The following is a 15,061-nucleotide window of genomic DNA, read 5'->3' on the forward strand; positions in this document are numbered from 1 at the left end:
GGCGGGCGCTTCTCCGATCCTGCTCGATTCCCGCCGCCGTGCCGCCTCAGGCGTAGCGCGTCGGTCGCGTCAGGATCTTCGCCACGCACAGCGGCATCGCCTCCGCCGCCTCGTGCGGGCGTGAGCGATACGAGCTGGGCGTCTCCCCCACGATCTCGGTGAACGTCGAGCTGAACGAGCCGAGTGAAGTCGCGCCCACCGCGGTGCAGGCATCCGTCACCGACACGCCATCGCGCAGCAGCGCCATGGCGCGCTCGATGCGCCGGGTCATGAGATACGCGTACGGCGTCTCGCCGTACGCCGCCTTGAACTCGCGCGAGAAGTGGGCGGGAGACATGAGCGCCTTCGTCGCCATCGTGGGCACGTCGAGGGGCTGCGCGTAGTCGCGGTCCATCAGGTCGCGGGCCCGGCGCAGATGTGCGAGGGTCTGCGTCGACTGCCCCGCCGGTGTCTTCTGGGAGACGGATGCCACGCCCTCACGCTACCCGGAAGAGCGGACTCCCGCCCGGCGTGCTTTCCCCTGCCCAGCGATCTGGTTCGGCGTCATGCAGTGGGAATCGCCACGATGGGGTCGGACGAGGGCTTGCCGTCCGGCGAACCGCCCTCCGGCTCGATGGTGACCGCGATCGTGTCGCCGGGCTCCATCGCGCCCTCAAGCAGTGCGGTCGCCGAGCCGTCGGTCGACTCGAAGACTCCTGCCGACACCGGAGTGCCCGCACGCACGAACCACAGCTCGAAGCTCTGATCGTCGGCGATCTCGGGAAGACCCTGCGACTGGAGCACCACCTTGCCGACCGATTCCGACCAGTGCGCCGTCGCGGTGCCGCCGTCGGTCACCGCCACCGTCGCCGACTGCGCGTCGGGCGCGTCCTCGATCTGCTGCAATGCCACGATCTCGGGCGGGCGATTCATGTAGTCGTTGAGCAGTGCGGCGCCGAGCCCGAGTGCGACCAGCAGCACCATCGATGCGGCGAGCCCGAGGATGCCCCGGGTCCAGTTGCGGCGCGAAACCGCCTGGATCACCGCCGTGGGCGGCGGCGGCTCGACCTGCGGCTGCTCGGGTGCGGGCGGCGACCACTGCTGCACAGGCTCGGCCGACGCGGCGACCGACGGGTCCATCGCCGGCACCTGGGGGGTCGCGGCGATGCGCGACATCAGCGTGGAGCGCAGCGTCAACGGCGGAAGGGCGTCGGCGACACCGTCGGCGAGTGCGGCCGCGGTGGCAGCATCCGTCCGCACCCAGTGATCCCACTCGGGGTGCGCGCGACGGGCGACGTCGAACGCCCGCTGATCGGCAGGTGACAGCGCGTGGAGGGCGGCGCCTGCTGCCAGTTCGGCGAACTCCTTCTCTTCCATCATGCGGTCACCCCCATCTCGGTCCTCAGGCGGGACAATCCGTCCCGCATCCTCGTCTTGATCGTGCCCAGCGGCGAGCCCACCATCGCCGCGATCTCGCTCTGACTGTAACCCCCGTAATAGGCGAGGGTCAGCGCCTCGCGCTGGGCGTCGGGCAGCGCCGAGAGCGCTGCCGCGACCCTCTGCCCCTCGATGCGCAGCTCCACCTGCTCGGAGACCGCGTCATGGGCCACGTCGAGATCACGGAAGCCCGCACGCACGTCCCGATCGGTGCTCGCCTGCGACGACCTCACTCGGTCGACGGCCCGACGATGCGCGATCGTGAGCACCCACGACCTTCCCTGACCCCTGTTCGAAGCGAACCGCGAAGCGGATTGCCAGATCTCGAGGAAGACCTCCTGCAGCACCTCTTCGCTCTGCGCCCGGTCGACCAGCACACGCAGGATGAGGCCGAAGACCCGCGGCGAGAGCATGTCGTAGACCCGGCCGAAGGCGGCCTCGTCGCCCGCTGCCACGCGCCCGAGGAGCTCGCCGACGTGGTCGACCGGCTCGGTGCCGTCCTCGGGCACGTCGATGCCGTCGATCACCATGTCCACCAGCATGCCCTACCCGCCCCCCTTCCGAACCGACACCGCTCATCCGAACGTGAACGAGTACACTTCCACCCCTGGCGGCACCGACGCGGTGAGATCGTGGGGCGAACCATCCGTCGGGAGTTGTTCGCCCCACCGCGGGTTTCGGATTGGACCGGGTGCGGGACGCGTCTTCGTCTCGCGCAACACGCGGGACGATCCGGCGGATGCCGCCTGTCGCGACACCGGAAGCGGCCGTGCCGCGGCATCCGTTCCGGCACAGACTTCCAATCCGAACCCGGAAGCCCTCCGAAGAGTCCGTGCAGCCGCTCCAGCGGCTCGCTCCCCGCACCGGGGACCACCAGCAGACCGCGGTCGCCACGACCGTTCTGAGGAGGAAGACATGTCTCGCATCACCGGGAAGCGACTCTCTGCGGGCCTCGCCCTCGCCGTCGCCGCGACGTTCGCGCTGTCCGCGTGTTCGATGGGCGGCGGATCCGCTGCCGAGTCCACGACGGAGCCGTCCGCGGCCCCATCCATGGAGGCCACCGAAGAGGCGATGACGGCAGACCCCGCCGCCGACCTCGTCGGCCCCGGCTGCGCCGCCTACGCCGATGCCGTCCCCGACGGCGCGGGCTCGATCGAGGGGATGTCGGCCGATCCGGTCGCGGTCGCAGCATCCAACAATCCGGTGCTGACGACGCTCACCGCCGCGGTGAGCGGCCAGCTGAACCCAGACGTGAACCTGGTCGACACCCTCAACGGCGACGAGTTCACGGTGTTCGCCCCTGTCGACGACGCCTTCGCGGCGATCGACCCGGCCACCATCGAGGCGCTGAAGACCGACACTGCGACGCTGACGTCGATCCTCACGTACCACGTGGTCCCGGGCCGGATCGAGCCGGCCGACATCGCCGGCACGCACACGACGGTGCAGGGCGCCGATCTCGAGGTCACCGGCGAGGGTGACGCATGGATGGTCAACGACGCCAACGTCATCTGCGGTGGCGTGCAGACCGCCAACGCCACGGTGTACCTCATCGACGCGGTCCTGATGCCTCCGGCACAGTGACCGACGCCGGCTCCGGCCGGCATGCAGGGGGGCGCGAGACCGCCGGCGTTGCCAGACGCCGGCGGTCTCGTGGTGCCTATGCACGCTTGGACGGGCGCGTCAAGGGGTTCTTGTCCGTACGGTGGTCCGCATAACGTGAAGACAGCCTGGGGCAGCGCCGGAGGGGTGCGGGCACCCGAGTGGGAGGGCATGTGACGGACCTGCGCGAGTCGGGAGAGATCTCGACAGGCGAGCTCCTGGACGATCGCTACGTCCTGCAGGAGCGGATCGGCGAGGGAGGAATGGCGCGCGTCTACCGCGCCGACGACACCCATCTCCAGCGATCCGTGGCGGTGAAGGTCTTCCGCGAGCCCACCGACGGCATCGATTCGGTCGAGCGCGCCCTCTCGGAGACGACTCTGCTCGCCTCCCTCAGTCACCACTCGCTCGTCACCGTCTTCGACGCGCGGGTCGGTTCGGACGAGACCAGCTACCTGGTCATGGAGCACGTCGACGGCATCACCCTCCGCGATCTCATCGCCAGGGGGCCCGTCGATCCGAGGGTGGTGGCGTCGATCGCCATCGACATCGCCGAAGGTCTGCACGTCGCCCATCAGCACGGAGTCGTGCACCGCGACATCAAGCCGTCCAACGTTCTCCTGCGGGAGTCGCCCCGGCCGGGTTGGGAGTGGCGGGCGAAGCTCGGCGACTTCGGCATCGCCTACCTCATGGACTCGGCCCGTGTGACGACCCCGGGAGTCATCGTCGGCACCATGGCGTACGTCGCGCCGGAGCAGGCACGCGGAGTCCCTCCCGCACCGCCCGCCGACATCTACGCGTTCGGGCTCCTGCTGATCGAAGCGCTGACCGGCGAGCGCCCCTTCGGGGACGCGGAGGGCATCGGCACCGTCGTGGCGCGGCTGTCGTCGGCCCCCCAGATTCCCGAGACGCTTCACCCCTCGTGGCAGGGCCTGCTCCGCGGGATGACGGCCATCCGCCCCGAAGACCGGCCGACCGCGCTCGAGGTGGTCACGGCATCCTCCCGCCTGGCGGCGATGGAGAACAGCCTCGCCCGCGAGAAGGCCGACCCCGCGACCGCGCCCATCGCGACGCCCATCCCGACGACCGCCACCGGCCCGACGCAGGCTTTCCCGTCGCCCCCGCTCGTCCCCGCACCCGTTCCGCCGCCCGGCGTTCCGGGCACGCGCGCAGCCCTTCGCCGCGATGCCCGCATGACCGCCGCCGCGCCGGTGGTTCTCGCCGAGACGGCTGCCGCGGCATCCGTCCTCCCCACCGTCCCGGATGAGCAGCGCCGGCCGACCCGCCGGGCGATGATCATCGGGGCGATCTTCGCGGCGCTGCTCGCGCTCGCACTGGCGCTCGGGGCGCTGCTGCTGACGAACGGTTGGGCGGCGCAGCCGCAGCCGGAGCCGACGACGCCGGTGGAGGAACAGGCTCCGGCACCGACCGAGGAGGCGCCCGCCGAAGAGGTGCCGGCCGAGCAGGCGCCGGCCGACCAGACTCCCGTGGACCAGCCCGCCGAGCAGATCCCGGCGCCGAACCAACAGCCCGTCGACAACACCGGCGGGGGAACGACCGACAACAGCGGCCCCGGCAGCAACAACGGCAACGGCAAGGGGAACGGCCCCGGCAGCAACAGCGGCAACGGCAAAGGCAAAGGCTGAGCGCCGAACGACAGAGCCTGGGCGGCGAAATCCGCACCTTCTGACAAGTAGGCTTGTCGTCGAGGGCCTCTAGCTCAGTCGGTAGAGCATCGGACTTTTAATCCGCGGGTCGTGGGTTCGAGCCCCACGGGGCCCACCTCGGGTGCTTGCTTCAGCGGGCTCCCCGCCGCTCATGGGGCACCACTCTCTTCTCGGACTCGACCGAGAACACCCGGCAAGATAGGCGCTGCGCCCTCAGTCGAGCCCGACCTCGTAGTGAACGAACCCGGTGTGCGTCGCGACGCGGTCGTACAGCGTCCGCGCGGTCAGGTTGGTCTCCTGCGTCAGCCAGTAGACCTTCGCGGCGCCGTGCTCGCGCGCCCACTCGGTCACGTGGCCGATGAGCGCACGGCCTGCCCCGGCGCCGCGCACATCGGGCGCGACGTACAGGTCCTCGAGGTACACATAGGGCACCGCCGACCAGGTGGCGGCATGGGTGAGCCAGTGCACGAAGCCGACGGTGCGACCCGCGACATCCAGCGCGACCGCACCGTGGATGGGGAACTGCGGGTCGAGCAGTCGGCTCCACGTCAGCGCAGTCTGCTCGTCCGAGACCTCCGACTCGTAGAAGTCGATGTACGCCTCCCACAGCGGCAGCCAGGCCGCGTGGTCGGCGGCGGCGAGAGGGCGGATCGGGGTCACGGGCCGGCCGGTGCGCCGGGTCTCAGGCATCCGTTCCCGAGTTCCCGGCGCCCGAGGTCGCCAGCTCGGCTCCCGCGTGCGCCAGTTCGGCGAGAGCGGCGTCGCTCGTCTCGGCGGCGACGCCCGCGACGAGATCGGTGAGGATCCGCACATGCCGGCCGTGCTCGATCGCGTCGAGCGCCGACGCGCGCACGCAGTAATCGGTCGCGAGGCCGGCGATGTCGACGTCGACGACGCCGTGCTCCTCGAGGAGCTGGGCGACGGTCACGCCCTCGTCGGTCGTGCCCTCGAACAGAGAGTACGCGGGCACGCCCTGGCCCTTCTTGACGTGGTGCGTGACCGCCGACGTGTCGAGGCCGGGGTCGTACTCCGCGCCTTCGGTGCCGCTCACGCAGTGCACGGGCCACGTGTCGACGAAGTCGGGCTCCGGATGGAAGTGCCCGCCGTTGTCGCCCTCGCCGTGATGCCAGTCCCGTGAGGCCACGATGACCGAATACTCCTCGGCGTGCGTGACCAGGAACTCCGAGATGTGCCGGGCGACGGCGTCGCCGCCCTCCACGGCGAGCGCACCGCCCTCCGTGAAGTCGTTCTGAACGTCGACGATGAACAGCGCTTTGCTCATGACTCGAGCGTACGCCGGTGCTCCTCGCGGGTGAGGCCATGCCCGTCACCTGCTACCAGCTCACGATCGGATGCCGCGGGCAGCGGCGATCCGGCAGGTGTCACGACTCCCCCTGGCGCCGCCGAAACAGGCTCGGCGGCAGGCGCACCGGCCCGGTTCGGCACGGCCGAGGAGGAGTTGCTGCCCGCGCCCGCGTCCCCTCCGCCATCCCGGCGCCACAGTCCGGAGGGCCACCAGATCGCCTTCCCGATGTCGTACGACAGCGCCGGGACGAGCAGCGAGCGAACGATGAAGGTGTCGAGCAGCACGCCGAACGCCACGACGAACGCGATCTGCGCGAGGAAGAGGATCGGGATGACGCCGAGCGCCGCGAACGTCGCCGCCAGCACAAGACCCGCCGACGTGATGACGCCGCCCGTGGCCACCAGCCCCCGCAGGATGCCCGGTCTCGTGCGATGGACGAGCGACTCCTCGCGCACGCGCGACATCAGGAAGATGTTGTAGTCCACCCCGAGCGCGACGAGGAACACGAACCCGTAGAGCGGGACCGCGGGGTCGGCGCCCGGGAACCCGAACACCTCGTTGAAGACGAGCGCGCTCACGCCGAGGGCCGTGGCGAACGACAGGATGACCGTCAGGATGAGCAGCACCGGCGCGAGGATCGACCTCAGCAGCAGCATCAGGATGACCAGGATCACCGCCAGGATGACCGGGATGATGACGGTGCGATCGCGGATCGACGTGTCGTTGGTGTCGATGTCGGTCGCCGTCTCGCCGCCCACGATGGCCGCGCCCGCCCCGAGCGCGTCGTCGAGGCCAGCGCGAAGCTCGCGCACGGTGTCTTCGGCCGCGACGGAGTCCGCCGGATCCGTCAGCGTTCCGATCACGAGCACGTCGCCGTGGGAGCTCGTCGGCTCGGGAACGGCGGTCCCGGGCGGACCGACCGGGGTCAGCACGGCCTCGCCGTCCTCGATCTCCACCGCCGCCTGTCCCGTCGGCGAGTCCTCCGAAGCGACGGCCACGGAGTCGACCCCGTTCGACGCCGACAGCACCTGTGCCGTGTCGGAGAGGTCGTCCTGGGGCACGATGACGTACACGGGTGAGCCGGAGCCGGCCGGGAAGTGCTCGGCGAGCACGGCCTGACCGTCGCGAGCCTCGGAGGCGCCGAGAACCAGGTCGCTCGTGGGCACGCCGTCGGCCTTCAGCTGCGTGATGCCGAGCGCTCCCGCCAGCAGCACGACGGTGCAGGCGATCCACACGAGCCGCGCGTGCCGCGCGACGAAGCGCGCCTGTCGCGGCCAGAGACCCTTCACCGGCTGCGTCAGGTCGTCGGGGATCATCGCCAGGGGCTGCCTCGGGATGAACGGCCAGAACGCCGCACGCCCGCACAGCGCCAGCAGCGCGGGAAGGAACGTCAGCGCCGACAGCATCGAGAAGGCGATCCCGATGGAGGCGATGGGACCCAGTGCGCGGTTCGTGGCCAGGTCCGAGAGCAGCAGGCACAGCAGGCCCGCGATCACCGTGCCGCCTGAGGCCAGGATGGGCTCGAAGGATCCACGCCACGCCCGGGTGGTGGCATCCCATCTCCGCATGCCGGTCGCGATGGACTCGCGGAACCGCGCGACGTAGAGCAGGGCGTAGTCGGTGGCGGCGCCGATCACGAGGATGAAGAGGATGCCCTGCACCTGGCCGTTGAGCACGACGATTCCCGCATACGCCAGCCACCACACGGTGAGGAGCGCCACGCACAGGGCGAAGACGGATGTGAGCAGCACGAGGATCGGCAGGAGCGGCGAGCGGTAGACGATGACGAGGATCAAGAACACCGCGATCAGGGCGACCGCGAGCAACAGGCCGTCGATGCCCAGGAAGCCCTCGACGAGGTCGGCGGTGAAGCCCGCGGGACCCGTGACCCACCCGTCGAGGCCTGCGGGGAGGTCGTCGGCGACGAGCGAGCGGATGTCCTCGACGGTCGGTCCGACCTCCCCCGCGGCGTCGATCGGCACGAAGATCTGCACGGACTGGCCGTCATCGGAGGGAATCGGCGGCGAGACATCCGCCTGAACGCCGTCGACCGCCGCGATGTCGTCGGCGAGCGTCTGCACCTCGGCGATGTCGCCCTCCGACAGCTCGCCGTCACCTGTGACGACCACGACGGCGGGGATGCTGTCGCTCCCCAGGAAGTCGCCGAGCCGCTCGTTCACCTGCGTGGCGTCCGCGCTCTCGGGCAGGAACGACGATCGGTCATTGCTCGAGACCTCGTCGACCTTGCCGAAGTACGGCCCTCCGATCGATCCCACCGTGAGCCACACGAGGACCAGGACGACGGGAATGCCGATGCGTAGCCAGCCGGGAGCGCTCCGGCGCGAGGGATGAGGCGAAGTCATATCGCTAGCTTATCTAGCAATCTAGATTCGCACGACCGAGGTCGAAGCTCTTCTCAGCATTCCGCCCCCCTAAGCTGGTCGCGATGCTGTCCGCCGTCGTCGCCCTCGTGGGGGCCGTCGTCTACGGCTCGGCGGACTTCCTCGGCGGCCTGGCCGCGCGGCGCCTGCGTTCGATCGTCGTCACCGCCGTCGCCGCCGCCTCGGGGCTCGTCGCGCTGGCGATCGCGCAACCGCTGCTCGGCGGGCTCTGGACCCTGCCCGACGTGATGTGGGGCATGCTGGCCGGAATCGCCGGCGTCCTCGCGGTCGCGCTGCTCTACGCCTGTCTCGCCATCGGTCCGATGAGCATCCTCTCGCCGCTGACGGCGCTGGTCTCCGCGATCGCTCCGATGCTCTGGGGGCTGCTCGTGAAAGCCGACTCACTCGCACCCATCGGGTACGGGGGTCTGGCGGTGGCGCTCGTCGCGGTCGTGCTCGTCGGCTTCCTCCCCGGAGCGAACATCGTGCGGCCGACCGCGCGCGGCCTTCTGATGGCCACGGGATCGGGGCTCGCCATCGGGGCGTTTCTCATCCTCATCGATCAGACCTCGTCCGAGAGCGGCCTCGTGCCACTCGTGACGAGCCGCGCCACCAGCGCGCTCGTCACCGTCGCCTTCGTCGGGGTGATGGCCGCGGCAGCCGTGCGCCGGGGCGCACCGGCCCGGTCGGTGCTCCAAGTGTCCGGGCCTCCGCTCGGGGCGACGCCGACCGGACACGCCGACCTCGAGCACGCGACCTCGGCTGAGGTTGGGCTCGCGGCGCCGGCGCGCCGTGCGTGGTGGCTGGCCATCGCATGCGGAATCGCGGATGCCTCGGCCAATGCGCTGATGCTGTTCGCGCTTCGGAGCGGCGACCTGTCCGTCGTCTCGGCGCTGACCGCGCTCTACCCCGCCGGCACCATCCTGCTCGCCGCCATCGTGCTGCGGGAGCGCGTGGCCCCCGTGCAGTGGATCGGTCTCGCCCTTGCGCTCACGGCAGGGGGGATGCTCGCCGTCGCCTGATTCAGCGCCGGCGATGGCGCGGGCGCGGACTCGCACTGCCGGGGGTGTCGCGAGCGGGGTCCGGACTCACCCTCGCACGAAGAGCATCACGAGCGAGGTCACGACCGCGACCAGCCCGAGCGTCAGCATCCCGATCGCCATCAAGGCCACCGCGCGCACCGCCGGTGAACGCCGGGTCAGCCGCATCCGGTTCGGCGATCCGCGACGGATGTAGATGTCGGCCATGTCGGCGTCGCCGATGTGGTGGTCCTGGTCGTGCGTGAGGTGCGCTTCGCCCACGCCGCCATCCTCGTCGAACCAGCGCACCAGGCGGCCCTCGGGAGTGGTCTCGACGACGGCCCGCGCCGGCACCCACGTGCCGTCGAGCAGGTACATGATCAGGGCCACGCCCGCCAGCAGCGCGCCGACACCGAACCCGACCCACGAGAAGATCTCGGCGAGGGCGTCGATCGCCTCGGACAACGCACCACCGTCCTTCGGATACGGAAAACGGCCGCTCGCTCGCGGCCGTTCCGACTGCGAGCATACCGGACGCATCGCGTCATATCGGTACGTCTCTGCCCGACATTGCCCGCCAGCCCCGCTCCTGGCACCACTGGCGCGGCGGATGCGAACCGATACGTCAGCTCTCGATGCGCGAGTGGTTCCCCAGACGGTGCCACGTTCGGTTGTGGTAGACCAACGCGTCGCCGTGCACGTCAGTGTCGACGCCGCGCTCGATGTGGGACTGCAGCGCATGCGCGGCGATGACCGTGGAGGTTCCGGCATCCATGCGATCGATGACAGCGCAGCGTACCCAGGCGCGGACATCGAGGTACACCGGCTCACCGGTGACCAGGCGCGACCAGCGGTGCGTCTGGTCGAAGCGATCGACGCCCCTGGCCGCCCCGGCCTTCGCCACCTCGAGGTCGTGTGCGTCGAGAAGGTGCACGACGACGGTGTCGGCGCGCGCCAGTACGCCGGAAGCCGACGACAGTGACGAGATCGAGAAGATGAGCAACGGGGGCTCGGCGCTCACCGAGGCGACCGACGTCGCCGTGAGCGCGACGGGTCCCTCACCCGTGTCGGCCGTGATGACGGCGACACCCGCGGGGTGCCCGCGGAACAGGCCTCTGAACTCGTCGGGCGAAAGGGACGACGAGAAGCCGCTCTTCAGCGGCCGGATCGGGTCCGCCGCGAGGGACGCATGCGGGTCAAGGCTGGTCAACGGCCAGCTCCTCCCGAAGGATGTTCGTCCCCGCGCTGAGCGCGCTCAGCTTTGCCAGTGCAACGTCACGAGGCAACGGCGCCATGCCGCAATTGGTGCTGGGCACGAGCTTGTCGGCGTCGACGAATCTGAGCGCCTTGCGGAGGGTGTCCGCGACTTCCTCGGGAGTCTCGATCGCCTCGCTCGCTACGTCGATGGCGCCCAGCATGACCTTCTTGCCACGGATGAGCTCGATGAGGTCCATCGGGACGTGGGAGTGCTGGCATTCCAGCGAGACGATGTCGATGGCGGACCGCTGCAGGAGCGGGAACGACTCTTCGTATTGCCGCCACTGCGACCCCAGGGTCGCTTTCCAGTCGGTGTTCGCCTTGATCCCGTAGCCGTAGCAGATGTGAACGGCGGTCTCTGCGCGCAGCCCTTCGACCGCTCTTTCGAGCGCCGCAACGCCCCAGTCCCGCACCTCATCGAAGAAGACGTTGAACGAGGGCTCGTCGAACTGGATGATGTCGACACCCGCTGCTTCGAGTTCTCTCGCCTCCTGATTGAGGATCCCCGCGAACTCCCAGGCAAGCTTCTCGCGGCTTCTGTAGTGGGCGTCGTAGAGCGTGTCGACCATCGTCATGGGGCCGGGGAGAGCCCACTTGATCGGACGATCCGTGGACTGGCGGAGGAACTTCGCGTCGTCGACGAAAACGGGCCGCTCGCGACCGACCGACCCGACGACGGTCGGTACGCTCGCGTCGTAGCGATCGCGGATGCGCACCGTCGCGCGCTGCTCGAAGTCCACGCCGCTGAGGTGCTCGATGAACGTCGTGACGAAATGCTGGCGGGTCTGCTCACCGTCGCTGACGATGTCGATGCCGCGTCGGGTCTGCTCCTGGACGACGACACGCAGCGCATCCTGTTTTCCTTCGACCAGTGCATCGTCCTGCAGCCTCCACGGAGACCAGAGCGTCTCCGGCTGTGCGAGCCACGACGGTTTCGGGAGGCTGCCGACGATCGAGGTCGGCAGGAATGTGTTCGAAGCTGAAGATGCCCCGCTCATCATGCGGCTCGGGTGAGGTAGCCGGCAGCCCATCGCTCCAGCACATCTCTGTGCGGCGTGATGAAGTGCTCCTCCGTGTACTTTCCCTGGGTGACTGCGAGTTGGCTGCGCTCGACGCGGTCATACCCGATCTCAGTCCGCGAGTAGTCCTGCGCTTCCAGGCTCGGCCGGTAGACCGCCGGGGCGGCCGAGTTCGCGTTGTAGATCTCGGGTCGATAGATCTTCTGGAACGTCTCCATCGTGCTGATCGTGCTGATGAGCTGCAGGTTGGTGTAGTCGTTCAGCAGGTCGCCGCGGAAATAGAACGCGAGCGGAGCCACGCTGCCGCGAGGCATGAAGTAGCGAACCTGCAGTCCCATCTTCCCGAAGTACTGGTCGGTCAGCGAGAACTCGTCCTGCTGGTATTCGACGCCGAGGACGGGATGCTCGTTCGCCGTCCGATGGTAGGTCTTGCTCGTCGAGACGCTGATGCAGATGACGGGCGGCTTCGGGAAGCGGTCCTGGTACGTCGTCGAGCCGAGGAAATGCTGGAACAGCTTGCCATGCAGATCCCCGAAGTCGTCCGGGACCGTCGGCTTGGTGGCGCCGTCATTGAACGCCGGCAACACGACGCTGAAGTCGAAGTCCCGAACGTAGGACGAGAAGTTGTTGCCGACGATCCCATGCTGGCGTGCACCCGTCCATCGGTCGACGATCTGGGTGTCGAGGATCTCGAGCAACGGGAATTCCCGGTCTTCGCCCTCCGCGGCGAACCGCAGCTGCACGGAGACGATCTCGAGTTCGACCGCGTAGCGATCCCCGTGCGGGTTGTCCCAGCGCGCGAGATCGTTGAACCGGCGATTGATCATCGTCAGCGTGTTGCGCAGGTTCTGCTGACGCTGGTCGCCGCGGGCCAGGTTGGCGAAGTTCGTTGTGATCCGTGAGCTCTCCGACGGCGAGTAATCCTCGTCGAAGCGGGTGGTGGTGAAGCTGAATGTGAACTCGTCCGACATGGGCCAATCCGGTGGGTGATGGGCCGAAGCCGGCCTTCGCAAGTGATGCCTCAATGGTGCAGGTGTCCGGTTGATATCGGGTAACTCGCCGCGTCTATGGATGGGTATAGCGTTGACCTATGGCACCAGGGTCGAGCGGGCTCACGCTGCAGCAGCTCCGCTACTTCATCGAGGTGGCAGCAGAGGGGTCGATCTCCGCCGCTGCCGACGTGCTGTACGTCGCACAACCGACGATGTCCGCGGCCATGAAGGACCTCGAGGCGAGGGTGGGCCGAGCCCTCCTCGCCCGCTCCGCCCGCGGGGTCACGCTCACCGTCGACGGCGCGGAGTTCCTCGGGTATGCCCGACAGGTCGTCGAGCAGGTGGCGCTGCTCGAGCAGCGCTACCTCGGCCGACCGCCCTCGCGGCGGCTGCTCGGAGTGTCGGCGCAGCACTACTCGTTCGCGGTGGATGCGTTCGTTCGGATGGTGAAAGCCAGCGGGGCGGCCGAGTACGAGTTCTCGCTGCGTGAGACGCGCACGTGGGACATCATCGAGGACGTCCGGACGCTCCGCAGCGAGATCGGGATCCTGTACCGGAACGACTTCAACCACAAGGTCATCGACAAGCTGCTTCGGGAATCCGGACTCGCGTTCCACCCTCTCTTCCTCGCCGACCCGCACATCTTCATCTCCCGGACCAACCCGCTCGCCTCGCGGAAGCGTGCGACTCTCGCCGATCTCGCCGATCTGCCGCGGCTCACCTTCGACCAGGGGGCGAACAACTCGTTCTACTTCGCCGAGGAGATCCTCTCCACCCTGTCGAGCAAGCAGCAGATCCGGGTCGCCGACCGAGCGACCATCTTCAACCTCATGATCGGGCTTGACGGTTACACGATCTCGACGGGCATCATCAGCGAGGAGCTCGACCCCAAGATCGTCGCCATCCCGCTCGACGTCGACGAACGCATCGAGATCGGCTGGATCGGCCACGCCGCGATTCCCCTGACCGAACAGGCGCAGCGGTACCTTGCTGAGGTGCGAGCTGTGGTCGCCGAGTTCGGCGTCGCACTGCTCGGCTAGTCACTGGATCAGCGGGCAGCGCATTCGTGAGGACGAAGAAGGCCGTCGGTGATCAGGTGAATGTGGAGCCACCTAAGGGAATCGAACCCTTGACCTATTCATTACGAGTGAATCGCTCTGCCGTCTGAGCTAAGGTGGCGCGCCTCGCTTGCGCGATGCACGAGTAACGATCTTACAGTGTCGCGAGAGTGCTCGCGAACCACAGGCCGCTCCGCGGGCGCCCTGACACCGCGTGCCGCTCCTGCCCCGACTGGGTGTCGACGTGTTACGGACGTTTCGAGATGTCGGCGACGCCCACGTAGGTTCGAACGCGGTCCGCGACGAAGCGTGCGCGGTCCGTGGATCGTGCGCGCGGTCACAAGCCGACACGGGCCTCGATCTACAGGAGCACGCACATGTCCACGTCCAAGAAGCTCACCGCCGCAGCAGCACTCGCGCTTCCTCTCGCCCTCCTCCTCGCCGGCTGCGCCGGGACCGGAACGGATGCCGCCACCGGCGCTTCCGACGAGAACGAGGTCGTCCGCATCGGTGTGGTCGGGGCCGGCGACCCGTACTGGGAGACCTACAAGGAAGCCGCGGCCGACGAAGGCATCGAGGTGGAGCTCGTCGACTTCAGCGAGTACACGCAGCCCAACCCCGCCCTGTCGGCCGGGGAACTGGACCTCAACCAGTTCCAGCACATCATCTACCTCGCCACGTACAACGTGCAGAGCGACGACGACCTCCAGCCCATCGGCGCCACCGCGATCTACCCGCTCGGCCTCTACTCGACGCAGTACCAGTCGGTCGAAGACATCCCCGAGGGTTCGAAGGTCGCCGTGCCCAACGACGAGTCCAACCAGGCCCGCGGCCTGCTCGTGCTCCAGTCGGCGGGCCTCATCGAGCTGAAGGACGGCGGCTCGGTCTTCTCGACCGTCGCCGACGTGCTGCCCGAGTCGAAGGTCACCGTCGAGGCGCTCGACGCCGCGTTCACCGCGACGTCGCTGCCCGACGTCGCCGCGGCGATCATCAACAACGACTTCGTCGAGGACGCGGGCCTGAAGTTCGAAGACGCCATCGCCACCGATGACCCGTCCGACCCGAGCGCCTTCCCGTACATCAACATCTTCGCGGCCAAGGCGGAGGATGCCGACAACCCGACGTACCAGAAGCTCGTCGAGATCTACCAGAACACGCAGGACGTCCTGGACGGCGTGCTCGAGGCGTCCGGCGGCACCGCGGTGCTCGTGAAGACCCCCGCCGATGAACTCGTCGCGTCCCTCGCCGACGTCGAGGACGACATCCGCGCCAACTCGTAAGACCCCGCGATATCGCGGCAGCCGCCCGTGCGGCCCGACAGCGCCTCGTGCGTCCGGGCCGCAC

15 protein-coding genes and 2 tRNA genes are annotated in these 15,061 nt (G+C 68.8%); 6 read left to right on the top strand and 11 right to left on the bottom strand.

Annotated elements, in window-relative coordinates; genetic code table 11:
* Nucleotides 1-46: 46 nt before the first annotated feature.
* The 3 genes from ACN9MP_RS13385 to sigK all read right to left on the bottom strand — a co-directional run bounded on the left by ACN9MP_RS13385 (nucleotide 47) and on the right by sigK (nucleotide 1,958).
* The gene (locus ACN9MP_RS13385) at nucleotides 47-394 is read right to left on the bottom strand and encodes a helix-turn-helix transcriptional regulator (protein ID WP_426326028.1); all 348 of its coding nucleotides are present in this window, start codon (nucleotides 392-394) and stop codon (nucleotides 47-49) included.
* A 149-nt stretch (nucleotides 395-543) separates the two neighbouring features.
* Complete coding sequence (locus ACN9MP_RS13390) at nucleotides 544-1,359, bottom strand: anti-sigma factor domain-containing protein (protein ID WP_426320913.1); 816 nt, start codon at nucleotides 1,357-1,359, stop codon at nucleotides 544-546.
* A complete protein-coding gene (gene sigK / locus ACN9MP_RS13395) occupies nucleotides 1,356-1,958 on the bottom strand; it encodes an ECF RNA polymerase sigma factor SigK (protein WP_426320915.1) in 603 nt (200 codons plus the stop codon). The genes ACN9MP_RS13390 and sigK overlap by 4 nt, the downstream gene beginning before the upstream one ends.
* 373 nt (nucleotides 1,959-2,331) lie before the next feature.
* Between sigK and ACN9MP_RS13400 the strand changes: the two genes are divergently transcribed.
* The 3 genes from ACN9MP_RS13400 (at nucleotide 2,332) to ACN9MP_RS13410 (ending at nucleotide 4,800) form a co-directional block, all read left to right on the top strand.
* Nucleotides 2,332-3,000 (top strand): fasciclin domain-containing protein, encoded by a 669-nt coding sequence (locus tag ACN9MP_RS13400; RefSeq protein ID WP_426320917.1) that lies wholly within the window; start codon nucleotides 2,332-2,334, stop codon nucleotides 2,998-3,000.
* A gap of 191 nt (nucleotides 3,001-3,191) precedes the next feature.
* Nucleotides 3,192-4,664 (top strand): protein kinase domain-containing protein, encoded by a 1,473-nt coding sequence (locus ACN9MP_RS13405; RefSeq protein WP_426320919.1) that lies wholly within the window; start codon nucleotides 3,192-3,194, stop codon nucleotides 4,662-4,664.
* A 63-nt stretch (nucleotides 4,665-4,727) separates the two neighbouring features.
* Nucleotides 4,728-4,800 (top strand) — tRNA-Lys (locus ACN9MP_RS13410).
* 98 nt (nucleotides 4,801-4,898) lie between these two features.
* Here the strand turns inward: ACN9MP_RS13410 and ACN9MP_RS13415 are convergent.
* Genes ACN9MP_RS13415 through ACN9MP_RS13425 form a run of 3 tightly spaced genes read right to left on the bottom strand, consistent with a single transcriptional unit; the run spans nucleotide 4,899 to nucleotide 8,354 of the window.
* Complete coding sequence (locus ACN9MP_RS13415) at nucleotides 4,899-5,375, bottom strand: GNAT family N-acetyltransferase (protein WP_426320921.1); 477 nt, start codon at nucleotides 5,373-5,375, stop codon at nucleotides 4,899-4,901.
* Complete coding sequence (locus tag ACN9MP_RS13420) at nucleotides 5,368-5,967, bottom strand: isochorismatase family protein (RefSeq protein WP_426320923.1); 600 nt, start codon at nucleotides 5,965-5,967, stop codon at nucleotides 5,368-5,370. Before ACN9MP_RS13420 ends, ACN9MP_RS13415 begins: the two co-directional genes overlap by 8 nt.
* Nucleotides 5,964-8,354, bottom strand: coding sequence for an MMPL family transporter (locus ACN9MP_RS13425; protein WP_426320925.1), 2,391 nt, complete (start codon nucleotides 8,352-8,354; stop codon nucleotides 5,964-5,966). Before ACN9MP_RS13425 ends, ACN9MP_RS13420 begins: the two co-directional genes overlap by 4 nt.
* An 83-nt stretch (nucleotides 8,355-8,437) precedes the next feature.
* Here ACN9MP_RS13425 and ACN9MP_RS13430 point away from each other — a divergent pair, with 83 nt between their 5' ends.
* Nucleotides 8,438-9,394, top strand: a complete 957-nt coding sequence (locus ACN9MP_RS13430; RefSeq protein WP_426320927.1) for an EamA family transporter — start codon at nucleotides 8,438-8,440, stop codon at nucleotides 9,392-9,394.
* 66 nt (nucleotides 9,395-9,460) lie between these two features.
* Here ACN9MP_RS13430 and ACN9MP_RS13435 read toward each other — a convergent pair whose 3' ends face one another.
* From ACN9MP_RS13435 to ACN9MP_RS13450, 4 genes are all read right to left on the bottom strand, one after another.
* Nucleotides 9,461-9,856, bottom strand: a complete 396-nt coding sequence (locus ACN9MP_RS13435; protein ID WP_426320928.1) for a hypothetical protein — start codon at nucleotides 9,854-9,856, stop codon at nucleotides 9,461-9,463.
* 160 nt (nucleotides 9,857-10,016) lie between these two features.
* Nucleotides 10,017-10,601 (bottom strand): flavin reductase family protein, encoded by a 585-nt coding sequence (locus tag ACN9MP_RS13440; protein WP_426320930.1) that lies wholly within the window; start codon nucleotides 10,599-10,601, stop codon nucleotides 10,017-10,019.
* The gene (locus tag ACN9MP_RS13445) at nucleotides 10,588-11,649 is read right to left on the bottom strand and encodes a methionine synthase (protein ID WP_426320932.1); all 1,062 of its coding nucleotides are present in this window, start codon (nucleotides 11,647-11,649) and stop codon (nucleotides 10,588-10,590) included. The genes ACN9MP_RS13440 and ACN9MP_RS13445 overlap by 14 nt, the downstream gene beginning before the upstream one ends.
* On the bottom strand, nucleotides 11,646-12,638 hold the full coding sequence (locus ACN9MP_RS13450) for a DUF1852 domain-containing protein (protein WP_426320933.1): 993 nt from the start codon (nucleotides 12,636-12,638) through the stop codon (nucleotides 11,646-11,648). The genes ACN9MP_RS13445 and ACN9MP_RS13450 overlap by 4 nt, the downstream gene beginning before the upstream one ends.
* A 119-nt stretch (nucleotides 12,639-12,757) precedes the next feature.
* Between ACN9MP_RS13450 and ACN9MP_RS13455 the strand changes: the two genes are divergently transcribed.
* Nucleotides 12,758-13,699: a LysR family transcriptional regulator gene (locus ACN9MP_RS13455; protein ID WP_426320935.1), complete on the top strand. Its 942-nt coding sequence runs from the start codon at nucleotides 12,758-12,760 to the stop codon at nucleotides 13,697-13,699.
* 63 nt (nucleotides 13,700-13,762) lie between these two features.
* On the opposite strand, the gene ACN9MP_RS13460 is transcribed toward ACN9MP_RS13455, so the two are convergent.
* Nucleotides 13,763-13,838: transfer RNA gene (locus tag ACN9MP_RS13460), tRNA-Thr, on the bottom strand.
* A gap of 256 nt (nucleotides 13,839-14,094) precedes the next feature.
* On the opposite strand from ACN9MP_RS13460, the gene ACN9MP_RS13465 reads away from it, so the two are divergent.
* On the top strand, nucleotides 14,095-14,997 hold the full coding sequence (locus ACN9MP_RS13465; RefSeq protein ID WP_426320937.1) for a MetQ/NlpA family ABC transporter substrate-binding protein: 903 nt from the start codon (nucleotides 14,095-14,097) through the stop codon (nucleotides 14,995-14,997).
* The last annotated feature ends 64 nt before the right edge of the window (nucleotides 14,998-15,061 follow it).

It is taken from the genome of Microbacterium sp. E-13 (assembly GCF_049912955.1).
Lineage (GTDB): Bacteria > Actinomycetota > Actinomycetes > Actinomycetales > Microbacteriaceae > Microbacterium.